Source organism: Sphingomonas sp. IC081 (assembly GCF_006874585.1).
In the GTDB taxonomy this organism is placed as follows: Bacteria; Pseudomonadota; Alphaproteobacteria; order Sphingomonadales; family Sphingomonadaceae; genus Novosphingobium.
Window position 1 is genome coordinate 23969 of the sequence record NZ_CP029766.1, and the last position, 21077, is coordinate 45045.

Genomic DNA, 21077 nt, shown 5'->3' on the forward strand with positions numbered 1-21077 from the left:
CCAAAGGTTCCCCCCTGGCGTACGTAAAACGCACTTTCGTGTAGTCAGCCCAGCTACGATCCCCGTGTGCTCTCGGTTTATGGAACCGAGCACGGCCAACTTTCCGAACCGCTCGAGTTCCTTTCCTATCTCTACAACGCAGATATGCGCCCGGTCGGCCTGCCGCACGGCGATTTGGGGCAACACCTGCCGTTCCGCCGGGTGAGCTTCGGCCAGGAAGCCTTCGAACTGGCCCCGGCCGGCCATTTGGGCCGCAAGTTCGGTGCGCTCATCTCGATCAAGGACTACCCGGGGCAGACCTTGCCCGGCATGTTCGATGAACTCTACCGTATGCCTTTCGAGATGACGGTGAGCCAGTCCTTCGCCTTCGTCGAACGCGGCGCGGCTCTGGGCCGCATGAACCTGGCACTGCGCCGCATGCGCTCAGCCGAGGATGAGGCACTGTCGCTGCGCGATGAACTCACCCGTGCCAAGGACGATGTGGCGGCGGGGCGGGCTTCGTTCGGCGAGCATCACATGACCATTGCCGTTCATGCCGAGAGCCTCGAAGTGCTCAATGCCGAAGTGGCCGAAGTTACTGCGGTCTTGGCGGATCTCGGGATCGTCGGCGTGCGCGAGGATATCGCGCTGGAACCGGCCTTCTGGGCGCAGTTCCCGGCAAACTTCAAGTACATCGGCCGCAAGGCTCTGGTCTCGAGCCGCAACTTCGCCGGCCTTGCCAGCCTGCACAACTTCCCGGTCGGCCGTCCGCGCGGCAACCACTGGGGCGAGGCGGTCTCGCTGCTCGAGACGACAGCGGCCGGCCCCTACTTCTTCAACTTCCACCATAACGATCTCGGCAACTTCACGGTGATTGGCCCCTCAGGCTCGGGCAAGACCGTGGTGCTGAACTTCCTGCTCGCCCAGGCTCGCAAGTTCGCGCCGCGCATCGTCTTCTTCGACAAGGATCGCGGCGCCGAGCTCTTCATCCGCGCGATCGGCGGCCAGTATGACCGCCTGCGTGTCGGCAGCGCTTCGGGCCTCAATCCCCTGCAGCTTGAGGATACGCCTGCCAACCGCCAGTTCCTGATGGAATGGCTGGGCCTGCTCGCCGGCGGCTTTGATCCCGAAGAGGCCGAGATCGCCGCCGATGCGCTCGATGCCAACTTCGACCAGATCCGGCCCCGCCGGCGTCTGCGCTATCTCGTCGAACTGCTGCGCGGCCATGCCCGGCCCAAGGCAGGCGACCTCTATTCGCGCATGCGTCCCTGGTGGGGCGAAGGCGAGCGCGCCTGGCTGTTTGACAATGAAGAGGACCTCACCGACCTGACCGCTGCCACGGTCGGCTTCGATATGACCGCGATCCTCGACGATCCGGCGGTGCGCACGCCGGCGCTGCTGTATTTCTTTCACCGCGTGGAAGAACGTCTCGACGGTACCCCGGCGATCGTCGTGGTCGACGAGGGCTGGAAGGCGCTCGACGACGAGGTCTTCGTGCGGCGCATCAAGGACTGGGAGAAGACCATCCGCAAGCGCAACGGGATTGTCGGCTTCGCTACCCAGAGCGCGCAGGACGCGCTCGAGAGCAAGATTGCCAGTGCGATCATCGAGCAGGCCGCGACCCAGATCTTCATGATCAATCCCAAGGCGCGGCCCGAGGATTACATCGACGGTTTCGGCCTGACCCCGCACGAGTACGAACTGGTGCGCAGCCTGCCAGACAGTTCACACTGCTTCCTGATCAAGCACGGCAAGGACAGCGTGGTCGCCCGGCTCAATCTCTCGGGCGAGAAGGATATCCTCACCATCCTCTCAGGCCGCGAGGCGACCGTGCGCCTCTTCGACGAGCTGGTCGAGGAGACCGGCGCCGATCCCGAGATCTGGATGGCTCCGCTCCTGGAACGCGCTTGATGGCCTGTCCCGTCGTCCATACCGGGGAAGACTTCCTCGCCAATGCGCTGGCGCATATCGACTGCCAGGCGCAGGCGATCGGCAGCTATGGCTACGGCGCGCTTGCCAGTCCCGGCTCGCCCGTCACGATCGCGCTCACCAGCCTGCTGACGATCTTCATTGCCCTGTTCGGGATCCGCCTGCTGCTGGGTTATCCGATGGCCACGCGCGATGTCGTGGGCGACGTGCTCAAGGTCGGCATCATGCTGACCTTGGCAACCAGCTGGCCCGCCTGGCGGGTGGTGGGCTACGATCTCGTGATCCACGGCCCGAACCAGATCGCGCAAGTGATCGGCGGAGGCGCCGGGCTTCCTGGCAGCGCCGGTGATCTCGCGGCGCGGCTGCAGAATGTCGACAGAGGCCTCGCGGCCTTCAACACCTTCGGTAGCGGCCGCCTGGGCGTGGCGCAGGGCGACTGGTTCCAGCTTGGTTTTGCCCGCAGCGCCTATCTGGTCGGTACATTGGGCCCACTGGCTCTGGTGCGCCTGACAGCGGGTTTCCTGCTGGCGGTGGCGCCGCTGATGGCCGGGCTGCTGCTGTTCGGGATCACCCGGGGGATCTTCGAGGGCTGGGCGCGGGCGCTGGTCACGACCTTTCTCGCCTCGATGCTGCTCAGCGTCATCTACGGGGTCGAACTGGCCCTGCTGGAACCATGGCTTCAGGATGCCTTGCAAAGGCGCGCTGCCGATGTGCAGACGCTCGATGCACCGGTGGAGATCCTGGTCGCCGCGCTGAGCTTTGCGGTTGTCTCACTGGCCGGCGTGTTCCTGATGGCAAGGCTGGCCTTCCACAGCCGCTTCCATCTCCCGGCGTTTCTGCCTGAAGCAGGTCCGCGTTCCGAAGCGCCGCCAATCTCGCAGCGCGCCGCGGTGGTGACGGCAAGCGGCGAGGAGCCCTCGCGTGCTGTCATCGTCGCCCAGTCTGTGACGGACAACCTGCGCCGCGAGGAACGCATCGCCGATATCGCGCGGACCGAAGGCCGCTGGTCAGAACGCAGCGGCAGCAGCGCTGCACCTTCGACCCTTGCCGCACAGGCCGGCCAGGCCAGCGGTGAGAATGCATTGGGCAATACCTGGCGCAGGCCCTCCCGGCGCCATTCCGGGGCCGCACGGCGCAGGGACCAGAACTGATGAACAAGATGAGCGATGACGATCTCAACCGCTACTATAGCCAGGCTGAGTCCTGGTCGGCCGACCGTAACAAGGCACTGAGCGGATCGCGCCGCGTGGCCTGGATCATTGCCGGCGTCGCAACTGGCGTGGCCGCGCTCGAAGCAATTGCGCTTGCGAGCCTGCTGCCGCTGAAGACGGTGGTGCCCTATACGCTGCTCGTCGATCGCCAGACCGGCAATGTCCAGGCGCTGAAGCCGCTCGATCAGCAGGCGATCACCCCTGACGATGCCTTGGTTCGCTCGTTCCTCGCCCAGTACGTAAGCGCGCGAGAGAGCTTCGATATCAACTCGCTGAAGGACGATTACCGCAAGGTCGCGCTGTGGTCGGCCGACGAAGCGCGGGCACGCTACCTTGCATCGATGGCCGCCAACAATCCGCAGAGCCCGCTTGTGACGCTGCCGAGGCAGGCCCTGGTGACGACCGAGGTGCGCAGCATCTCCTCGCTTGGCGCCGATACGGCGCTGGTCCGCTTCGTGACCGTTCGCGCCGATCCCGGCGGCCAGAAGCAGGACGTCCAAAACTGGGCGGTGGTAATGAAGTACCGCTTCTCGACTGCCTCGATGAGCGCGGCCGATCGCCTGCTCAATCCGCTCGGCTTCCAGGTCCTGCGCTATCGCCGCGATGCCGAGATGGTGCCGCAGCCGGGCGCAGCCGAAGGCGCGGTGCCCTCGGCCATTGATATGGCCTCCGCACAGGGGCCATCGGCATCGCCGGCCGGCGGGATGCAGGGAAGGGGGCAGCCGACCGCTCCGGGCGCAATACGGGCGCCTGTGCCGGCCATGGCAGGTCGTCCCGTGCGCTCCGGTATGCCGCAATGAGATCGCTGGCGCTTCTCCTTGCCCTGATCGCCGGCACTGCCGGTGCGCAGGAGCTTCCTGCTGTCGATCCCCGCATCCTGGCCCTTCCGGTGAGCGGTAGCGGCCTGTTCAGCCTGCGCACGGCCTCGGACGTGACGCAGACGCTGATGTTCCGCCAGGGCGAGCAAATCGCCTCGGTCATTCTGAGCGATCCGACCGGCTTCAATGTGATGGTCTCGGGCAGCGGCGACAGTCTGGCCTTGAGGGCCATGCGGCCCTCGGCCTTCGGCGTCATGAGCGTGCGCACCAATATGCGCAGCTATGAGTTCGAGCTCACGGCCGGTACGCCGCAATCGGTACCGGCGGTCGTGCTCCTGGTGAACCCGCCGCCGCCCAGCTTTGCGCCGCCTCCGGTCGTGCAGGGCCAGGCCGGAGACCATGCCTTCACCTATCGCCTCACGGGTAACAAGACGCTGCAACCGACCTCCATCCGTGACGACGGGATGAAGACCTACATCGAGTGGCAGGGCGACCGCGCGATGCCGGCGATCTTTGCGTTGGGCCCGACCGGCGAGGAGCAGATGGTCGACGGTTATGTGCGTGGCGGTATCTACACGATCGACCGCGTCTACGAGACGCTGATCTTCCGGATCGACAAGGAAGCGGCCAAAGCCACCCGGAACGGGGAGGCCAAGGCCCATGGCTGACCTCTCCTTGTCACCTGCCTCGGACGCGCAGGGCGTGCGCCCGCTGGTCGGCAAGGCGTCCAGCAATCGCTCCGTCTGGATCTTTGCAGCCATCCTCGTCGCGGTCGGCGGCGGCATCTTCTATGGTCTGCAGACCCGGCGCGTGGCCCTGCAAAACCCGTCGCTGGTGCAGGCACAGCCGGGCAGCGGCAGCACGATGATCAGTTCACCGCCCGAACTGGTGATCCCGCCCGCGCCCGAATACGAGCAACCCACCCAGCCCGGGGTGCTGGGGTATCCGCAGCAACCGGCCAGCTATGCACCCGTTCCCCAGCCCGTCTATCCGCCGCAGCCGGTTCGGTCTTACCTGTCCGCTTCGGTTATGCCGCAGCCTGCTCCTGCACCGTATCTGGCGCAGCCGATGCCGCCATCGCCCGGCTTTGCCTACCAGGCGCCGCAGTCCGGTGCTACGGCGGGGCCTGATGGCCCGGCGTCGAAGGCAGCCGATGGCCGCGCGCAGGCGCATCCCTTTGCGAATCCCGGCACCACGGTGCCCCAGGGCAGCGTGATCCAGGCGGTAATGGAGACCGCGCTCGATTCCACGCGGGCCGGCTTTTCCCGTGCGATCGTCTCGCGCGACGTGATGAGCTTCGATGGCACCCGGGTGCTCATTCCCAAGGGCAGCCGCCTGTTCGGCAGCTACCAGGCCGACATCAGCCTGGGGCAGAAGCGTGCGCTGATCCAGTGGCAACGCCTGACCCGGCCCGATGGCATGATGATCGATCTCGATTCCCCGTCGGCCGATCCGCTCGGGCGCGCCGGCGTAAAGGGCAACGTCAACACGCACTTCCTGCAGCGCTTCAGCGGCGCGATCCTGCAATCCGCGCTCGATATCGGGGTGAATGCGGCAAGCCGCAGGGTGGCGGGCAATACCGTGATCGTGGGCCTCTCGGGTTCCAACACTCAGGCGACGACCATCCAGAACCCATCCGATATCAAGCCGACCCTCAAGATCCCGCAGGGGGCCAGCGTCTCGGTCTTCGTGGCGCGGGATCTCGACTTCACTTCGGTGGAGCATTGATACGGTGCCAACGGCAACGACAATGGCAGCGACGGGGCCCGTGATCTCGCACGAGGTCTATCTCGAGAGCTACCTGGCGCCATTGGCGCCGTTCCTCTCGCGTGCCGACGTGACGGACATCTACGTCAACCGGCCGGGCGAGATCTGGGTCGAGGCACTGGGCAAGGCGCTCGAGCGGGCCGAAGTGCCGGAGCTGACCGGCAAGGTTCTCGCGCGTCTGGCGCGGCAGGTCGCGGCCATGAATGCGCAAGGGATCAGCCGCGAGCATCCGCTGCTCTCCGGCGCGCTGCCGGATGGCTCCCGCATCCAGGTGGCTTTGCCGCCGGCGACGCGCGGCGAGATTGCGCTGGCGATCCGGCGGCATGTCTCGGCGGGGCTCAGCCTGCAGGACTACCACGACGCGGGGGGCTTTGCGCAGACGTGGACAGGGCAGGGTGACGCAAAGGCTGCCGCGCTCGAAGCCACCAATGACACCGATCTTCTGGAAGTGTTGCGCCGAGCGGTGCGCGAGCGGCGCAACATCCTGATCTCCGGCGGGACCTCGACGGGCAAGACGACCTTCCTTAACGCTCTCTTGCAGGAAGTGCCGCCGCACGAGCGGCTGATCGTGATCGAGGATACGGCAGAGCTTCAGCTTTCTCACGAGAACGCCGTTGGGCTGCTGGCCGCGCGCGGGGCGCTGGGCGAAGCCGATGTCTCGGCCGAAGACTTGCTGATCGCCTCGCTGCGCATGCGGCCCGATCGCATTATCCTGGGGGAGATGCGGGGCAAGGAGGCGATGACGTTCCTGCGGGCGGTGAACACCGGGCATCCGGGCTCGATGAGCACGATCCACGCCGATACCCCCGAGCGGGCGATCGATCAGCTGGCGCTGCTGATCCTGCAATCGGGCGCCAACATGAAGTGGGACGATGTGGTTCGCTACGTCACCCGGTCGGTGGATCTGATCGTGCAGCTTGTCCGGGAGGATGGGGCGCGGCGAATTTCACAGCTGAAGTCACTTGACGCAACACGAAACGCCTGATTTTTATAAAACTATTCATGTTTCGCATTGCAATTTCACAAAAGCGACTGGTTTTACGGGGGTAATATGTTGCGTCTTGAGCATCGCGGATGGCGCCGATCGCAGGCTGTCCGCATCGGGCTTGTTTGCGGAACGCTGTTATCGGGTGGACTCCCACATTTTGCGATGGCGCAGGTGGCCGGTCAGGCCGCTCCGCCGCCTTTGACCAGCTCCATTGACGAAAATGGCGTGGATGTAATGCGAGGCACTTTCGTGGCTTCGTTACCTGCGCTGAGCATTGGCGGGGACCAAGGGCTTGTATATCAACGTGATACGCGCGGCGTTACGAATGTTGTGAGCACGATAGAACAGGTAAATGGCGAGTACGTTGTTACGCTTGATGGAAGGTCGGATAATTTTGTTCCCAGTTCCGGGAGCTATGTCTCCAAAACTGGAAATGGCGCAACGCTGACGATTTCGGGAGGAACATATACCTACACGTCTCGTGATGGCGTGGTGGCGACATTCATTTCGAATAGCGGATATGTATATCCATTTTATGAAGGAGAACTGGCTCGCCTTTCGACGCTGACTTATCCTGATGGCTCGAGGAAGTTTTTTGCTTTCAAGATATCAACCATTTGCGGCGGTGGATATGATGGCAATGTCTGCAATTCGTCACTTTCGTATGTCGCACGACTAATGTCCGTTAAGGATTCAAACGGAAATCAGCTTAAGCTCTCCTATGCTTTTACGGAATCAACCGCGAAAAAGCTATCATCTGAAAATTATGATGAGTGGAGCCGGGTGACAAAGGTCACAGCACTGAATAATTCGGTAGATTATTGTGACCCGACAGCAGCGAGTTGCACGTTTTCAACAACATGGCCGAGTCTGACCTTAGGTGCGGACGGTTCAGTTACCGATGCGGCGGGGCAAGTTACCACTTACGGATCTGGCATCACCGGTCCCGGAAATTTCCATCTGTCGCTCACATCTGCCAATGGCAAAGTCAGTTCTGTGTCCGTAAACGGCGTGACGACGAATTATGCTTATTCCGACAGTGGAAATGTTCGCACGACAATTTCTACCGACGCACTCGGAAACAAGCGGACATACACGATCGATCTGACAAATTACCTCCTGATGTCGGTCAAGGATGCTTCCGAAAGCACTACATCGTACGAATACGACTCCTTTTTCCGCGTTACAAAAATGACGTATCCGGAAGGGAACTACGTTCTTTATTCATACGATGGACGTGGAAATGTTCTTGAGACGCGCTTGGTTGCCAAGGCAGGTTCCGGTCTTGCCGATATCGTGACTACTGCCGGTTTTGCAGCGAGTTGCACGAATGCCAAGACCTGCAACAAGCCCATTTGGACAAAGGATCCAAATGGCAATCAAACCGATTACACCTATGATGCAACCCATGGTGGACTCGCTACGATTACGCGGCCTGCCGCTGAGGCCAGCGCCGACCGACAAACCACGACCAATAGCTACTCAACTTACCAAGGTTATTATAAAGATAGCACTGGTGCCATTGTCGCATCGAATTATCCTACATACAAACTGGTTTCGCAATCAACCTGCCTTACGCAGTCAGCCTGTGCAGGCAGTATAAATGAGCAAAAGACAGCGATCTCTTATGGATTGCAATCTCAGGGTATCGCGAACAATCTTCTCCCCGTGAGCGTCAGTGCCGCTTCTGGAGATGGGTCCTTATCCGCAACGCAAATGATGTCCTACGATAGCATCGGCAATCTTTTAACCGTCGATGGTCCTCTGTCGGGCGCCGCGGATACGGTCCGCTACCGTTACGATGCCCTGCGTCGCATTGTCGGCGTAATTGCAGCTGATCCGGACGGCTCAGGGCCTCTTAAGAGCCGCGCCGAACGCATTACGTATAATGCAGACGGGCAGACCAGTCTGGTTGAGCAGGGGACGGTGAATAGCCAATCCGATGGGGATTGGGCCTCGTTTAGTCCATCGCAACAGCTCTCCTCGACGTATGACAGTAATACCCGCAAAACATCCGACAGGTTGACAGATGGGGGCGCGACTTTCGCCGTTACACAGTATGGCTACGACAGCTTGGGGCGCCCGGACTGTACAACGGTCCGGATGAACAGCGCGACTTGGAATGCGCTGCCAGCATCTGCCTGCTCACTCCAAGCCGTCGGAGCGGCAGGGCCGGATCGGGTAACTCGGGCATCGTACGATGCGGTTGGCCGCGTGACGAAGGTGACCAGTGCATACGGGACCTTGGCGCAATCGGATGATGTGCAATACGGCTACACGTCCAATGGTCAGGTGTCTTATGTCAAGGATGCAAACCTGAACCGGACGACTTACGAGTACGATGGGTTCGATCGTCTGGTAAAGACACGCTTCCCGGTGGCGACCAAAGGGGTGGATACGAGTTCGGCATCGGACTTCACGGCATTTACGTATGGCGACAACGTCCATGTAACCCAGGTGCGTCTGCGCGACGGCGACAGTAGCACAATCGGCTATGTCTACGACAATCTCGGCCGGGTGAAGTCTGTCACGCCGTCGGGTGAATCGGCCATTTCGTACACCTATGACCTAGCCGGGCGCGTCCTCACGACGCAACGCGGTACGTTACTCCTCAGCAATACTTGGGATGCCCTGGGGCGCCTGACTTCCGAAGCGCAGCCTTTCGGATCGATGACGTATCAGTACAACGCTGCAGGCAATGTCACGCGGCGGACCTGGGCCGATGGCTTCTATGTAACCTATGATTACGACAATATCGGTCAGGTCACGGCCATCCGGGAAAACGGCGCCACCTCGGGCGTGGGCGTTCTTGCAACCTACAGCTACGATAGTCTTGGACGCCGTACCGGGGTGAGCTTCGGCAATGGCACGAGTCGGTCCTACGCTTTCGACGCGGCAGGCAGGCTTTCCGGCCTCAAAATCGATGCTGCCGGGACGACCAACGATATCGTGATCGGTGCGGTTGGCGGCGTGGGAACCGCAATCGGCTACAATCCGGCCTCACAGATCACCAGCGTCGCCCGGAATAACGACGCCTATGCCTGGACGGGGCATTACAATTTCGATCGCGGATATACGCCCAACGGGCTCAATCAATATACCGCCTCAGGAGCGGTCGCGCTGGGCTATGATGCGCGGGGCAATCTCACCAGCTCGGGCAGCACGACTTACACCTACAGCAAGCTCAATGAACTTACCGCTTCGGCGGGTGCGACCCTCTATTACGACGGCCTCAGCCGTCTGGTGGAGTACGACGCCCCCACCTCCACGCGCTTCTATTACTCCGGTTCCCAGATCGCTGCTGAAGTGGCCAATCCGTCGGGAACGATTTTGCGGCGCTATGTGCCGGGCCCGGGCACTGATGAACCGGTCGTGTGGTACGAAGGCTCAGGCACGACCGATCGCCGCTGGTTGCATGCCGATGAGCGTGGCTCGGTCATCGCCGTGACCGATTCGGCGGGGGCTGCGATCAGGCTCAACGCCTACGACGAATACGGTATCCCGCAGTCCACCAATCTCGGGCGCTTCCAGTATACCGGGCAGGTCTGGCTAGGGGAAATCGGCCTCGCCTATTATAAGGCACGCATGTACTCGCCCACCCTAGGCAGATTCATGCAGACCGATCCCATTGGTTACGCAGATGGCATGAACTGGTATAATTACGTCAGCGGAGATCCAATTAATAGTAGGGATCCATCTGGATTATCTGACATTATTGTGGAGGGAATTCGGTGGCCATACCAATTTTTGGATGAAAATAGAATAAAGGATATTTTAGATACTCTATTTAGGGATGGAGGACGGAATACCGAAGGTGGAAATCCGGGGGAAATACTTGTTACCGCGCCGCGCCCAAAGAAAAATACACAAAAAGATATGCCGCAAAGTGGAAAGCGGAGTGGGCGGAAGACATGCGATGGTGTGCCCGGCTTCGCGCAATTTGAAACGGCGGCGCAAATCGCCATCTCGGCAAATCCTGTAAATAGTTATACGCCGGCTTGGCTCAGAGGGATATTTATCCATTCCGCTTTTAGTGCGACCGTTAGAAATTTCAGCAGCACAAGCGTGAATGTGTCGTATAAGGATGGCGGTGTAGCTGGTTGGCTTGATCTCGGGTCTGTTAGACCCGATGCAGTTTACGGTGATGTAAATTCACCTAATTTTATTATTGAGCTAAAAACAGGGAACGCCAGACTCGAAAATCCACAACTTTCTAATTATTACAACAACTTGCCGACCAATACCAAAATTTGTGAAATATTCGAGAACGGGGGCTAGTGCGTTATGGCGACTGGTCTCGGGGAAAATTTGCGGAATCTCGCTCATGATGCGGTCGGCTCCGCCAAAAAGCGAAGGCATATTTCCAAGTGCCTTAAAGGGCACGGACTAATATCTTTAGGAAAAGGTTCCTGGCTCGGTTTTAGAAATAGAGATATTGTATCAGGGCTCCTCATCGAAGGGTCGCCGTTGGACACCTATATATCTACATTTTTGCTGCCAGCATTTGATAGGCAGAAATTTGTTAGTTGGAGCCTAGGTGAAAGGGTTGTCCATTGTTCCATCGATAAGGATAGCGTGGATGAATGCGAGATAGCTCTGGCATCATACGTAAAAAAGTTTGGGAGCATCCAGTCGGCTGTTAATCTTATTGGCTATTTGGACGCTAACGACATTAAAGGTGGATACCCGATATGGAGCAGATATATTTGCTATCTACGGGTATCTAATTTTGAAGCGGCGATATCGTATTTAGATGATGAGAAAATCGCTCAACTTCATCCGGTGCAATTGGGAAAATATGACGAAATAAGGGCATTTGTGGCCGCTCGTGATGAAAGTGGCATTCGTCAAGTCTTTGGTGCCTGGAGTGAGGCTTCTCAGGAAATTTTTGGACCGCTTGATCAGGCGTTTAGTGCGTTTGGATGAAGCCCATATCCCGTCCCATGATCTCGTCGATAGCCCCAACCTAGGCGCCATCGCGCATGCCGAGGGCCTCGGCGAGCTTGGCGCGGCTGTCGTGTAGAGCGCGACATAGACCATGCCCTGCTGATGGCGACATCGCTCGTGAAAATCTCGCGGAGCGGTGCCCCGCAGGAACCTGGAACCGGGGCCGTATCGGCGGGTAGCTGGTCGGCCGCGATCGAGCCGGGAAATGCAGTATAGAGCTACACACCTAACGCACGACCGTGCAGGTGATTATCGTTCCAGAGCAACGGGTGATCTGATCCCGGAAAACTGGATCGCTTTGAGTTAGAGTTTTTCGCCGTAAACTCCCCTGGCTGGGAGGAGCGAAGGACGATGAAGGCATCGAGATTCTCAGACGCGCAGAAGGCGTTCATTCGTTAGCGATGCGAGAACCCCACGTTGACGCTGCTGGTTATCGGATTTCGATGTTTCGGGCGCCGCCGATGCTGACGTGAAGCATCTCGACCAGCTCTGGAACGACCTTCCAGGATTGAGCCATGATCTCGCCGGCCTGGCCGCGTAGTGCATTCTGGCGTTGATCCTCAGGCATCATGGTCGTGCAATGGCCGAGGATGGCGGTCAGTGGGTGGCCGATTTCCGGACTGGATATGTGCGGCTTCCAGTCGTCGATGCTGAGCCGCATGCCGAGGTAGAAGCCATTGGCGAAGTCCTCCAGGAGAACTTCGCCGGCGTCCGTGCGCATGTAGATGGGAGCATAGCGCTTCGGGCCACCGGACAGGGTCGCACCAATCTGGCTATACCGCTGGAAGATCGTGTTGCGCACGGCCTCCTCGATACTGCCATCCGGCGCCCAGGCGATGCCGTCTCCGACTATAGGACGTAGCCAGTCTTCGGGAGGAATGAACTGGGGCGAGACGACAAGCGCGGCGAGATAGCCGTCGATCATTGATACTCCCGGCATCGGATGCTCGCGAGTGGCCAGCCATTCCTCAAGCTTGTCATGGGTGAGGACGCGCGCTTTTCTGGGCTTCTTTGGGCGCTTGAAGCGACTGGTGCTGCTCATGCGGCCAGTCGCATAGCGGTCGGTTCAGCGGCGCGCCAGTTCCATGCCAGGAGTTGGTCGAGACCATTGTTGAGGACTTCGCCCGAGACCATCCGGGCCAGCACATCGCTCAGCCAGGTGTAGGGATCGAGCCCGTTCAGTTTTGCTGTCTGAAGCAGGGAAGCGAGCACCGCCCAGGTATGGGCACCACCTTCGTTGCCGGCGAACAGGCTATTGCGGCGTCCGATTGCAATCGGGCGCATCTGCCTCTCGATCATGTTGTTATCGACCTCGACGCGGCCATCTTCGAGGAACAGGTTGAGGCCGCGCCAATGGCCTTGAGCATAGCGGATGTGCCCTGCCAGATCCGAGACCTGCGAGACGCGCGGCAGGGTATCGTCGAGCAGCGCCTTGAGCTCCTCCATGATCGGCCTGGACTTCTCCTGCCGAGTGAGCAGCCGGTGCTCGGCACTGGTGCCGCGGATTTCCGCCTCGATCCGATAGATACGACTGAGCAGAGTGATGACCTGCGCGGTGATCGGCGACCGGGTGCTTTTATGCAGATCCACGAAGCGTCGCCGCAGATGCGCGAGGCAGAACGCGAGGCGGATCTCTCCGGACAACCCGTCCGGGCTCTCGAAGGCCTTATAGGCACGATAGCCATCGACCTGGAGCACGCCCTGATAGCGGCCAAGCTGCTCGGATATCGTGCGATGGCTTCGGGAACGGGCATGGACATAGCACACCGCCGGTGGTGCCGGGCCATTCCAGGGGCGATCATCGGTTCCATGGGCCCAGAACTGGTCGATGCGGACTTTGCCGTTGCCGCCTCCAATCACGGGCATCCGGGTTTCGTCGACGTGGATGCGGGGGTGACTGTGGATTGCCCGCAGTTGCAGATCGTAAAGGCCTTCGAGCCACCAGGCCGCGCATTTCAGCCAGCGCGTCAGCGTCGATCGATCAATCTGCAGGCCATGCCCTGCCAGCATCTGGGCCTGGCGATAAACTGGAAGATACCATGCGAAGCGCTGTGTCACGATCCAGGCGATCAGCGAGGTTGTCGCCATCCCGCCTTCGATCATCCTGCGTGGCGCCGGCGCCTGGACGATGCTGCTCTCGCAGGTCCGGCAAGCGTACTTGGGGCGGACGGTGGCGATCACGCGCAAGATGGCTGGCACGATGTCGAGCGCCTCGCTCACGTCCTCGCCGATCTTGTGCATGCTGCCCTGACAGCAGGCGCACTGCGTGCTTTCAGGTTCGATGACGTGCATGATCCGGGGCAGATGTTTGGGCAGAGCGCCGATGTTGCGCCTGGCACGAGGCCTTGCCCCCTTGGCCATCGGATCGTCGTTGGCTGCTGGCGCCATGTGAACGGCGCTCAGGTCCCCCAGATCGAGGCTGCCTTGCCCGTCGAGAACGATACGCGCCTTTTCGGAGCGCGAGCCGAACAGCATGGTCTTGTAGGTCTTCAACAACCTGGAGGCCGCCTCGAGTTCGGCCTCCAGTTCCGCCACCCGGCGGGTCATCGCATCAAGTGCGTCAGCCTGATTTTCCGTGGGGCGGGTCACCCGATTTTGTTAGCACACAATTGCGCCAAAACCGAGAAAAACCGCCACTTCTCACCCCGCCACCTCGGGCTTTCTTATCGGGTTTTCCTCAAGGCGACGCCAGTCCATTCCCCCCAGCAGCAGCGTCATCTGCGCCGCGGTCAGCTTGATCACCCCGCCTGTCACGGGGGGCCAGAAGAACTTCCCAGCCTCCAGCCACTTTGTCACCATAATGGTGCCGGAACCGTCAAAGTGCAGGAGCTTCAAACGGTCCATCCGCTTCGATCGGAACACGAAGACATCATTGGAATAGGGATCTCGGCCCAACTCATTGGCCACCAGCGAGGCGAGCCTGTTGATACCGGCCCTGAAGTCGATCGGACCCGACACCAGCACGACCTTCAGATCGCTGCGCCCGCCGATCATCGCTGACGCAGCGCCTCGCACACAACCCTCAGGACGCCCGCGTCCACCGCGCCGCGCACCACGACGTGAGCGCCGTCGAACCCAATCTCGAGGCTGCCATCTGGAGCCCGCGTGCCATCGTCGACTTCCAGCGGCACAAACGAGATCGGCTCCATCGCCGCCCGGTCGCGCACCGTTCGCCGCCAGTAATGGAGCAAGCCCGGGCTCATGCCATGGCGCCGCGCCACCGCGCTGATGTTGGCGCCCGGCTCAAAGCTTTCTGCGGTGATCCGCGCCTTCTCGTGTGCATCCCACCGTCGGTTGCGCTTCTGCGGGCCGAGGATTGTCGCTTCGCCTACATCCGACTTCGCACTATGCGGCACACCGTTCCAATCCGTATTCGCACACTGTGCCGCACTGTTTAAATCGCCGTTCAAACCGCTGATGTCATCGTCGAGCATCTTGCCATCTCCGCTGCCATTTCAAAGGCAGGGTCATTGGCTCAGCAATCAGCGCCGTCTACGTGGGGCGCTCGCATCGCTAACGTTCATTCTGAAGCAGGGAGCCGAAGGCATTCCCGTGGCGGACATCTGCCGCAGGGCCGGGATCAGCCAAGCGACCTACTTCAACTGGAAGAAGAAATACGACGGCATGCTGCCGCCGGACATGCGCCGGTTGAAGCAGCTCGAGGACGAGAACACGAACCTTGGCAACCGCATCAGAGTTTGCAACAGAGCCAAAATTAGCGTTGGGCGATTGATGCGCTATAGACGGTTGGAAGCTCTTACTCCCGAGCAAATCTGATGGAAGGCTGCGGTCACGACGTATGGCGCAATATCTGAACGTGGACGAGGCAGCTTCAGAATTGGCGACCCACCTTGCCGCGAACGTCAAAGAGCGGCGTGCTGCGCTTAAAATGACCCAGGTGGAGCTTTCCATCCGGTCCGGTGTCGCCACCTCGCATCTGTCTTTCATTGAGCGCGCCAAAGCCAATCCGACGCTGGAAGTCGTCGAACAGCTTGCCAAGGGCCTCGGGTGCTCTGCGATCGATCTTCTGACGGTGCAGCCAGCTTCCTGAAATCCCTTCAATTTATAAACCATGCGATCCATCGCATACCACGCACGGCGCATACTCTTGGCGCTACCCTGATGCGGTGAATGGACTACGGTTCACGGCATAGACGCCATGAACCAACCATGCCGCCTTTGGGACGCACACGCGGACACTGCCAGTGAAATGCTGGAAAGCCTGACCGACAAGCAGGTCGAGGTGCTCGAGCAGTTGTGCCTGCACAAAACCAGCAAGGAAATCGCCAACGAACTGGGCATCTCCCGGCACACCGTGGATCAGCGCGTCTCGAGCGTTCGCACAAAATGGAATCTTCCCACCCGCCAAGAGGTCGTGCGCCTCTACCGGGAATTGCGGGAAACCGCAGAAAACCGCAACGATTCCATATACGAACCATTGATATATGAACCGTCGCAGGTTGGCATCGAGGCTGGGGCCGATGATCCTGAGCGCAAGAACCGGACGACCTCCATGGTCGAGGATCTCGCGCCTGCCGCCCTGGCGACGCCTGGCCTATTCCAGGCCAACGCCCAGGGCATGACGCTCGTCGATCGCCTCGATCTCCACTTCGGTCCGTCCGGTCGGTTCGTGGCTGTCATTGGACTGGCGTTCATGATGGCTCTCACGCTGGCTCTGGTCCTGGTGATTGCGGATGCTCTGGAGAGACTGTTGTAATTCACGCCTGATCGCGGCCGCCCTTGCGGATGGATCATCGCAATGGGCGTAATGCAAATCCTCTACTTCGGTTTTCTCGCGACAATCTTCGTCGCGATTGGTCTTAGCCTCTGGAAGGGCGGAGACCCCGAACGCGCCGGCGCGGGCGTCCTGCTCGTCATGTTCATGATGACCTGGTTCGAAGGCGCCCTCATCCAGACAGTGGGCCTGTCGCAAGAGGCGATACGCACAATCTCGGTTGCCGAAGATCTCGTCGGGCTGGCCGGTTTCGGGCTGATCGCCGCGCGGGCCCGGCGCATGTGGCCGATCGTCTGCACGGCCATGGAATTGCTCTCGGTGCTGACCCACCTCGTCCATTACCTGGGCATGGTGAACCGCCCGATCGTCGTGGTCTTCATGAGCCAGACGCCGACCTTCACCGCCACGGTCAGCCTGATCGTGGGCACCATCATTCACATACGGCGCTCCCAGCGCTTCGGCCCTGAACGCGACTGGCAAGATTTCAGGAACCTTCCCTCAGGCTGACTCTCCCCCCAAATCGCAAGGAAGCGCCATGGATTTTCCAAGCTACCGCCAGTGGCAGGCCCAAGTGCCTGGCACACGTCCCGATCTCCATCTGGCCGATGGATTTCTAGCGGGGGCTCTCGTTTCGCTCGAGCCCATGCCGGACAACCATTGGCTCGATGCCATCATGGGACCCGTTTCGGAGCAGGCTGTGTCGCGGGACCTCGTTGAAACACGGGCGCGCAAGGAACTGCTAGCACGCCTTGACCAGGCCCGTGTGCAAATGGCGGCTAGCAACCCGCACTATGTGCCGATCCTTGCCGTGACGGCTGATGGTGAATTTGACCTTACCGCCTGGAGCAGCGGCTTCTACGAAGCGATCGCCGACGATCTCGACATGTGGCAATATCTCTTGGCCGGTCAGCGCGAAGGCGGTCTGCTTGCGCTTCTGGGAAGCCATGCCGTCGGCGAGATGGGCGAGGCTGCACGCAGCTACATCGCCAGCCACCCGGAGGCGCAGGCCCTTTGCGAAGTCGCGGACCGCTCATGGGAAGTGCTCTCACGCTTGCTTCCCATGATGTACGAGAAGCGCCGCCAAATCGTTGAAGGCGCCACGCCCGCCTCGGCCAGACCTGCCTCTCGCCGCACAGGCAGTTGAGCGATGTCGGTGTATCGAACCCTTTACGTCCGAACGCTCGGTGCGGTCCAGGAGCGCAAGCTGGCGGTGCGTGACCTCGCCTTTGCCAGCGCATTGCCCGAAGCACGCATCGTGAGCATTCTTGAAGGGCAGGCCCGGGATATCACGCTCACCGAACTCGCAGGCCTGTGCGCCGCGCTCGGGATGCCGCCGGCCGTCCTTCTTCAATCAGCCTGACACATCCTTATGCGCCTTCAAAAACCCGAAGAGCGTGGAGCGCGCGACACCCAGGTCCTTTGCCACGCTCTCGTGCGTTGCGCCCGGCTCGGCCAGACGCCTTTGGATGTCCGGCAACTGCTCGAGCGTGAGGCGCGGCTTGCGTCCCGCTTTTGCCTCGCGCTTTGCATTGGTCTTGATCCCGTGGATCTGCCGCCAGTGGCTATCGAAGGCTTCGACCAGAAGGAACAGATCGCTCTCCCGGTTCGGGGTGATTGTCACGCCGAGGCCGCAAAGCTCGATCGAGATCCCGGCCTTGAGGAACTTGAGCATCAGGCGAAGGACCGTCGTGGTGCTGAGCGCGAGACACGAAAGATCGTGGAACTTGATGGTGTCTCCCGACACAAGCGGATTGCCGAGCTTGCCCAGCAGCTTCTCCAGCTCGCTGAAACTCACCTCCGGGGCACTCACGACAAGATCGCCGTCGCGCACACAGGCCGCGGTCTGCTCGTCAAGCGAAGGCGATTTTCCGGTCTGGGCCAGGAACACGACAGTCTTGGGCAAAAGCGTCACCTTCTTCATTCTTCACACAAGGCCATGATCTCACGCCGGTCCCCGCGCCGTAGAAATTGGCCGTGGCTCCTTCAAGATCGGGCCACCACGATACCAACAGTACAGCAATAGCCAATTGCGTATTGCTGGACGACTGAATATTCGATATATCACATATCCATACTTCTGAGTGCAACGCTCATCCGCGTAAACAGGGAGCTGGTTCATGTTTAATCGTCCCATTGCAAAATGCCCCAATCTGCTTAGTGGGCTCGCGCTGGCCGCAAGCGGGGTGCTAGCCGCCTCCGTGCCGCAGGACGCCTATGCCTCGACCTGGGGCTGTCAGGTTATCCTCTGCCTCGCCACGCCCGGCTCGCCCACGACTTACGCCGAATGCGTTCCGCCGATCACCAAGCTCTGGAAGGCGCTCGCCATGGGCGGCTCCTTCCCGTCCTGCTCGGAAGGCGGCGTTTCAGCCAGGACGAAGAAGCTGAGCAAGACGCTTTACTATGTGAAGAGCACGCAAAGCGACGGCACGACGAGCGCGTATCTCATCAACACCAAGACCTCGACGGTCACCACGATCGGCCAATGATCTACACCGTCGCCGCCCTCACTGCGCTCGCGCAGCAATGCGCTCCCGGCGTTGCCACAGAAGCGCTTGTTCCCCTCCTCGTCGCGGAAAGCGAAGGCAATCCGCTTGCGATCAATGTCAACAACGGGCCGCGCGTGAACGCCTCGAACCTGGCCGACGCGGTCGCGCTGGTGAAGCGCTATGTGGCGGCCGGGCACTCGGTTGATATTGGTCTTGGCCAGATCAACTCGAGGAACCTCGCGCGCCTGGGCACGACGATCGAGCAAACCTTCGATCCGTGCACCAACCTCGGCCTTGCCTCGCGCGTCCTGCAGGAACGCTATGCGCAGGCGAGCCAGCACTATTCCGGGCTCGACGCGATCAGCGTCACCTATTCGCTCTACAACACCGGCACGATGACCCGGGGCTTTCGCAACGGCTACGTCCAGCGGGTCTGGGCGGCCGCGGCCCGGGTTGGCGCGATCGAGACGCCGCCCACACTCCCCGACCTTTCCTCTTCCCCGTCCATTCGGGCCGCCACGTCGCAGGAAGCGAGCCCGCTCGCAGCGCCGGAACAGTGGGTGTTCGGTCAAGCCAGCACCGGAATCGAGGTCTTCCGATGAACGAAGAAAACAACAGCATTACGCAGGCGCCTCGGGCAGCGGAGCGGGACGCGTCTCAGGAACCTGTCACGCAGGCCGCGTTCTCCATTCCCGACGATCTTGCCAAGCGCTACGAGATCCGCGCCATTGAGGGCCGCTCCGAAGCGGAGCGCCGGGTAGGGTTGTTCACACCGGGCAATGCCCAGACGCCGGCGCTCGAAATCTCGAACGAGCGGATCGTTGCCAACCGCGACGATCGCGAGACGGTCGAGAACCTCGTGAAGCTCGCGCAGCACAATGGCTGGGAAGGTATCTCGGTCGATGGCTCGCCCGAATTTCGCAAGGCCGTATGGCAAGCTGCCGCGCGTTCGGGTCTTGAGGTCAATGGCTATGAGCCGTCGTTTGCCGAGCGCGAAGCTGTTGAACGCCAACGCCGGGAGGAGGCCGAACGCGAGCGCAAGGACGCCCAGCGTCTGCGCAATGACGACAAGGCCGAGAAGAACGGGGAAGCGGAACAGGCCGTCGAGACCGTTGAAATCGCAATGGAAGCGGCCAGGCCTGACGAGCGCGTGTCGGCACCCGCCACGGACCGCGAAGATAGCCACGAGGACATTTCCGCTCAGCTCAAGCGCAAGAGCGCCCTGGTCGAGGAGCTGAATGACGTTCTGCGCGAAGATCCGTCGCTGTCGAACCAGACCGTTTCCGAGTTCATCCTGAAGCAGCCCTCCGCGCAGATGCGCCTTGGCGATGCCGGGGCCAGCAACGAAGTCCTGGCCGCCCGCAATCTCATGTCGGAAAGCATCATTGCCGACACGGCGCGGAACCAGAGCAACCTTTCCAAGACCGTCGGGGAATACCGGCGCGATCAGGTTTTTGAGGTTGGCGAGCTGGCGCGAAGCCGGGGTCTTGAAGTGTCCGATGGCAAGGCGGCGCGTGACGAGCTGGTGGCCGAAGCCCTTCAGGAGCGCAACGCCTTCTCCGAGTTCCTGGCGAGCAAGGACAGGGCGCGGGCCGCCGAACTGGAAAGCGAGAAGCTGGCCGACCTGTATCTCAGCGGCACGCAAGAGCAGCGCCAAGCCGAGCCTCGGCTCACCAACGCGCTCGAGGCGGAAGCGGAAATGCGCCGCCACCTCGAAGCGGCCTTCCAGGGCGATGACCAGCGCATCGAGGCGGTCTCCCAAGCGGGCCGCCAAATGATCTCGGACGTGCTGCGGCGCGGCCTTGATGTGTCGGTCCGTGAACCGGCGCCGGTTCGGCAGATCGAGCCGGTCCAAACCAACCAGATGGAACGGTAACCTCAAACATGGAGAAGTCTATGAAGCTCTCTCGTCGTCCCGCGCGTCGCCTCCTCTCGGATCGCCGCGCCCGCCAGCTTGTCGGCGTTGCCGGCATCCTCGCATCCTTGGCCATATCCCAGGCTGCTTTTGCACAAACCTCGATCGAAAGCGGCCTCGACACCATCGAGAGCTGGATGATCACCATCGCCTCGGTGGTCGGCGTCATCGCCATCATGGCGGTGGGCTACGCCAAGCTTACCGGCCGCATGGACTGGGGCCGCGCGGTCACCGTCCTGATCGGGATCGGCATCATCTTCTCCGCCACCACGATCGTGGGCTGGATGGGTGGCAGCGCCTGA

21 protein-coding genes and 2 pseudogenes are annotated in these 21077 nt (G+C 60.9%); 18 read left to right on the plus strand and 5 right to left on the minus strand.

Annotated elements, in window-relative coordinates; translation table 11 throughout:
* Positions 1-51: 51 nt before the first annotated feature.
* The 8 genes and pseudogenes from DM450_RS25020 to DM450_RS25055 all read left to right on the plus strand — a co-directional run.
* Positions 52-1890, plus strand: a pseudogene (locus tag DM450_RS25020) (VirB4 family type IV secretion/conjugal transfer ATPase); the annotation flags it as partial.
* Positions 1890-3059 (plus strand): type IV secretion system protein, encoded by a 1170-nt coding sequence (locus DM450_RS25025; protein WP_142640098.1) that lies wholly within the window; start codon positions 1890-1892, stop codon positions 3057-3059. The pseudogene DM450_RS25020 and the gene DM450_RS25025, both read left to right, overlap by 1 nt.
* Positions 3059-3919: a virB8 family protein gene (locus tag DM450_RS25030; RefSeq protein ID WP_142640100.1), complete on the plus strand. Its 861-nt coding sequence runs from the start codon at positions 3059-3061 to the stop codon at positions 3917-3919. Before DM450_RS25025 ends, DM450_RS25030 begins: the two co-directional genes overlap by 1 nt.
* Positions 3916-4605, plus strand: coding sequence for a TrbG/VirB9 family P-type conjugative transfer protein (locus DM450_RS25035; RefSeq protein WP_142640102.1), 690 nt, complete (start codon positions 3916-3918; stop codon positions 4603-4605). The genes DM450_RS25030 and DM450_RS25035 overlap by 4 nt, the downstream gene beginning before the upstream one ends.
* Positions 4598-5665, plus strand: a complete 1068-nt coding sequence (locus DM450_RS26420) for a TrbI/VirB10 family protein (protein WP_260610764.1) — start codon at positions 4598-4600, stop codon at positions 5663-5665. Before DM450_RS25035 ends, DM450_RS26420 begins: the two co-directional genes overlap by 8 nt.
* 22 nt (positions 5666-5687) lie before the next feature.
* Positions 5688-6689 (plus strand): P-type DNA transfer ATPase VirB11, encoded by a 1002-nt coding sequence (gene virB11 / locus DM450_RS25045; protein WP_142640104.1) that lies wholly within the window; start codon positions 5688-5690, stop codon positions 6687-6689.
* Between the two features lie 66 nt (positions 6690-6755).
* Positions 6756-10970 carry an RHS repeat domain-containing protein gene (locus DM450_RS25050; protein ID WP_142640106.1) on the plus strand — a complete coding sequence of 1405 codons (4215 nt, stop codon included), beginning with the start codon at positions 6756-6758 and terminating at the stop codon, positions 10968-10970.
* Between the two features lie 6 nt (positions 10971-10976).
* Entirely contained in the window at positions 10977-11618 is a 642-nt protein-coding gene (locus DM450_RS25055) for a hypothetical protein (protein ID WP_221889517.1), read from the plus strand.
* A 451-nt stretch (positions 11619-12069) separates the two neighbouring features.
* On the opposite strand, the gene DM450_RS25060 is transcribed toward DM450_RS25055, so the two are convergent.
* The 4 genes from DM450_RS25060 to tnpA all read right to left on the minus strand — a co-directional run bounded on the left by DM450_RS25060 (position 12070) and on the right by tnpA (position 15073).
* Positions 12070-12681: a UPF0149 family protein gene (locus tag DM450_RS25060; protein WP_142632302.1), complete on the minus strand. Its 612-nt coding sequence runs from the start codon at positions 12679-12681 to the stop codon at positions 12070-12072.
* Complete coding sequence (gene tnpC / locus DM450_RS25065) at positions 12678-14186, minus strand: IS66 family transposase (RefSeq protein ID WP_185928750.1); 1509 nt, start codon at positions 14184-14186, stop codon at positions 12678-12680. Before tnpC ends, DM450_RS25060 begins: the two co-directional genes overlap by 4 nt.
* Positions 14187-14279: 93 nt before the next feature.
* Positions 14280-14633 (minus strand): IS66 family insertion sequence element accessory protein TnpB, encoded by a 354-nt coding sequence (gene tnpB, locus DM450_RS26035; protein ID WP_185928675.1) that lies wholly within the window; start codon positions 14631-14633, stop codon positions 14280-14282.
* Positions 14630-15073, minus strand: coding sequence for an IS66-like element accessory protein TnpA (gene tnpA / locus DM450_RS25070; protein WP_142632303.1), 444 nt, complete (start codon positions 15071-15073; stop codon positions 14630-14632). Before tnpA ends, tnpB begins: the two co-directional genes overlap by 4 nt.
* Before the next feature lie 88 nt (positions 15074-15161).
* Here tnpA and DM450_RS25075 point away from each other — a divergent pair.
* The 6 genes and pseudogenes from DM450_RS25075 to DM450_RS25100 form a co-directional block, all read left to right on the plus strand.
* Positions 15162-15320, plus strand: a pseudogene (locus DM450_RS25075) (transposase); the annotation flags it as partial.
* 118 nt (positions 15321-15438) lie between these two features.
* Complete coding sequence (locus DM450_RS25080) at positions 15439-15690, plus strand: helix-turn-helix domain-containing protein (protein WP_142640110.1); 252 nt, start codon at positions 15439-15441, stop codon at positions 15688-15690.
* Positions 15691-15849: 159 nt separating this feature from the next.
* Positions 15850-16356, plus strand: a complete 507-nt coding sequence (locus DM450_RS25085; protein WP_260610766.1) for a helix-turn-helix transcriptional regulator — start codon at positions 15850-15852, stop codon at positions 16354-16356.
* Positions 16357-16398: 42 nt separating this feature from the next.
* Entirely contained in the window at positions 16399-16881 is a 483-nt protein-coding gene (locus DM450_RS25090) for a hypothetical protein (protein WP_260610767.1), read from the plus strand.
* Between the two features lie 28 nt (positions 16882-16909).
* Positions 16910-17518 (plus strand): UPF0149 family protein, encoded by a 609-nt coding sequence (locus DM450_RS25095; RefSeq protein WP_142640114.1) that lies wholly within the window; start codon positions 16910-16912, stop codon positions 17516-17518.
* A 3-nt stretch (positions 17519-17521) separates the two neighbouring features.
* Positions 17522-17734 (plus strand): helix-turn-helix domain-containing protein, encoded by a 213-nt coding sequence (locus DM450_RS25100; protein ID WP_142640115.1) that lies wholly within the window; start codon positions 17522-17524, stop codon positions 17732-17734.
* On the opposite strand, the gene DM450_RS25105 is transcribed toward DM450_RS25100, so the two are convergent.
* On the minus strand, positions 17726-18286 hold the full coding sequence (locus DM450_RS25105; RefSeq protein WP_260610750.1) for a recombinase family protein: 561 nt from the start codon (positions 18284-18286) through the stop codon (positions 17726-17728). The genes DM450_RS25100 and DM450_RS25105 overlap by 9 nt on opposite strands.
* A 205-nt stretch (positions 18287-18491) precedes the next feature.
* On the opposite strand from DM450_RS25105, the gene DM450_RS25110 reads away from it, so the two are divergent.
* Genes DM450_RS25110 through DM450_RS25130 form a run of 4 tightly spaced genes read left to right on the plus strand, consistent with a single transcriptional unit; the run spans position 18492 to position 21077 of the window.
* The gene (locus DM450_RS25110) at positions 18492-18860 is read left to right on the plus strand and encodes a hypothetical protein (protein WP_142640117.1); all 369 of its coding nucleotides are present in this window, start codon (positions 18492-18494) and stop codon (positions 18858-18860) included.
* On the plus strand, positions 18857-19462 hold the full coding sequence (locus DM450_RS25115; protein ID WP_142640119.1) for a lytic transglycosylase domain-containing protein: 606 nt from the start codon (positions 18857-18859) through the stop codon (positions 19460-19462). The genes DM450_RS25110 and DM450_RS25115 overlap by 4 nt, the downstream gene beginning before the upstream one ends.
* Positions 19459-20736 (plus strand): LPD7 domain-containing protein, encoded by a 1278-nt coding sequence (locus DM450_RS26425; protein WP_260610752.1) that lies wholly within the window; start codon positions 19459-19461, stop codon positions 20734-20736. The genes DM450_RS25115 and DM450_RS26425 overlap by 4 nt, the downstream gene beginning before the upstream one ends.
* A gap of 20 nt (positions 20737-20756) precedes the next feature.
* Entirely contained in the window at positions 20757-21077 is a 321-nt protein-coding gene (locus DM450_RS25130) for a TrbC/VirB2 family protein (protein ID WP_142640121.1), read from the plus strand.

What these genes read in the sequence shown, in the direction of transcription:
- DM450_RS25095 (WP_142640114.1), top strand. Translation starts at nt 16,910, where the DNA reads ATGGATTTTCCAAGCTACCGCCAGTGGCAGGCCCAAGTGCCTGGCACA.
- tnpA (WP_142632303.1), bottom strand. Translation starts at nt 15,073, where the DNA reads ATGCTCGACGATGACATCAGCGGTTTGAACGGCGATTTAAACAGTGCG.
- DM450_RS25030 (WP_142640100.1), top strand. Translation starts at nt 3,059, where the DNA reads ATGAACAAGATGAGCGATGACGATCTCAACCGCTACTATAGCCAGGCT.
- tnpC (WP_185928750.1), bottom strand. Translation starts at nt 14,186, where the DNA reads ATGACCCGCCGGGTGGCGGAACTGGAGGCCGAACTCGAGGCGGCCTCC.
- DM450_RS25055 (WP_221889517.1), top strand. Translation starts at nt 10,977, where the DNA reads ATGGCGACTGGTCTCGGGGAAAATTTGCGGAATCTCGCTCATGATGCG.
- DM450_RS25080 (WP_142640110.1), top strand. Translation starts at nt 15,439, where the DNA reads ATGGCGCAATATCTGAACGTGGACGAGGCAGCTTCAGAATTGGCGACC.
- DM450_RS26420 (WP_260610764.1), top strand. Translation starts at nt 4,598, where the DNA reads ATGGCTGACCTCTCCTTGTCACCTGCCTCGGACGCGCAGGGCGTGCGC.
- tnpB (WP_185928675.1), bottom strand. Translation starts at nt 14,633, where the DNA reads ATGATCGGCGGGCGCAGCGATCTGAAGGTCGTGCTGGTGTCGGGTCCG.
- DM450_RS25035 (WP_142640102.1), top strand. Translation starts at nt 3,916, where the DNA reads ATGAGATCGCTGGCGCTTCTCCTTGCCCTGATCGCCGGCACTGCCGGT.
- DM450_RS25100 (WP_142640115.1), top strand. Translation starts at nt 17,522, where the DNA reads ATGTCGGTGTATCGAACCCTTTACGTCCGAACGCTCGGTGCGGTCCAG.
- DM450_RS26425 (WP_260610752.1), top strand. Translation starts at nt 19,459, where the DNA reads ATGAACGAAGAAAACAACAGCATTACGCAGGCGCCTCGGGCAGCGGAG.
- DM450_RS25090 (WP_260610767.1), top strand. Translation starts at nt 16,399, where the DNA reads ATGGGCGTAATGCAAATCCTCTACTTCGGTTTTCTCGCGACAATCTTC.
- DM450_RS25110 (WP_142640117.1), top strand. Translation starts at nt 18,492, where the DNA reads ATGTTTAATCGTCCCATTGCAAAATGCCCCAATCTGCTTAGTGGGCTC.
- DM450_RS25060 (WP_142632302.1), bottom strand. Translation starts at nt 12,681, where the DNA reads ATGAGCAGCACCAGTCGCTTCAAGCGCCCAAAGAAGCCCAGAAAAGCG.
- DM450_RS25115 (WP_142640119.1), top strand. Translation starts at nt 18,857, where the DNA reads ATGATCTACACCGTCGCCGCCCTCACTGCGCTCGCGCAGCAATGCGCT.
- DM450_RS25050 (WP_142640106.1), top strand. Translation starts at nt 6,756, where the DNA reads ATGTTGCGTCTTGAGCATCGCGGATGGCGCCGATCGCAGGCTGTCCGC.
- DM450_RS25085 (WP_260610766.1), top strand. Translation starts at nt 15,850, where the DNA reads ATGCTGGAAAGCCTGACCGACAAGCAGGTCGAGGTGCTCGAGCAGTTG.
- DM450_RS25025 (WP_142640098.1), top strand. Translation starts at nt 1,890, where the DNA reads ATGGCCTGTCCCGTCGTCCATACCGGGGAAGACTTCCTCGCCAATGCG.
- virB11 (WP_142640104.1), top strand. Translation starts at nt 5,688, where the DNA reads ATGGCAGCGACGGGGCCCGTGATCTCGCACGAGGTCTATCTCGAGAGC.
- DM450_RS25130 (WP_142640121.1), top strand. Translation starts at nt 20,757, where the DNA reads ATGAAGCTCTCTCGTCGTCCCGCGCGTCGCCTCCTCTCGGATCGCCGC.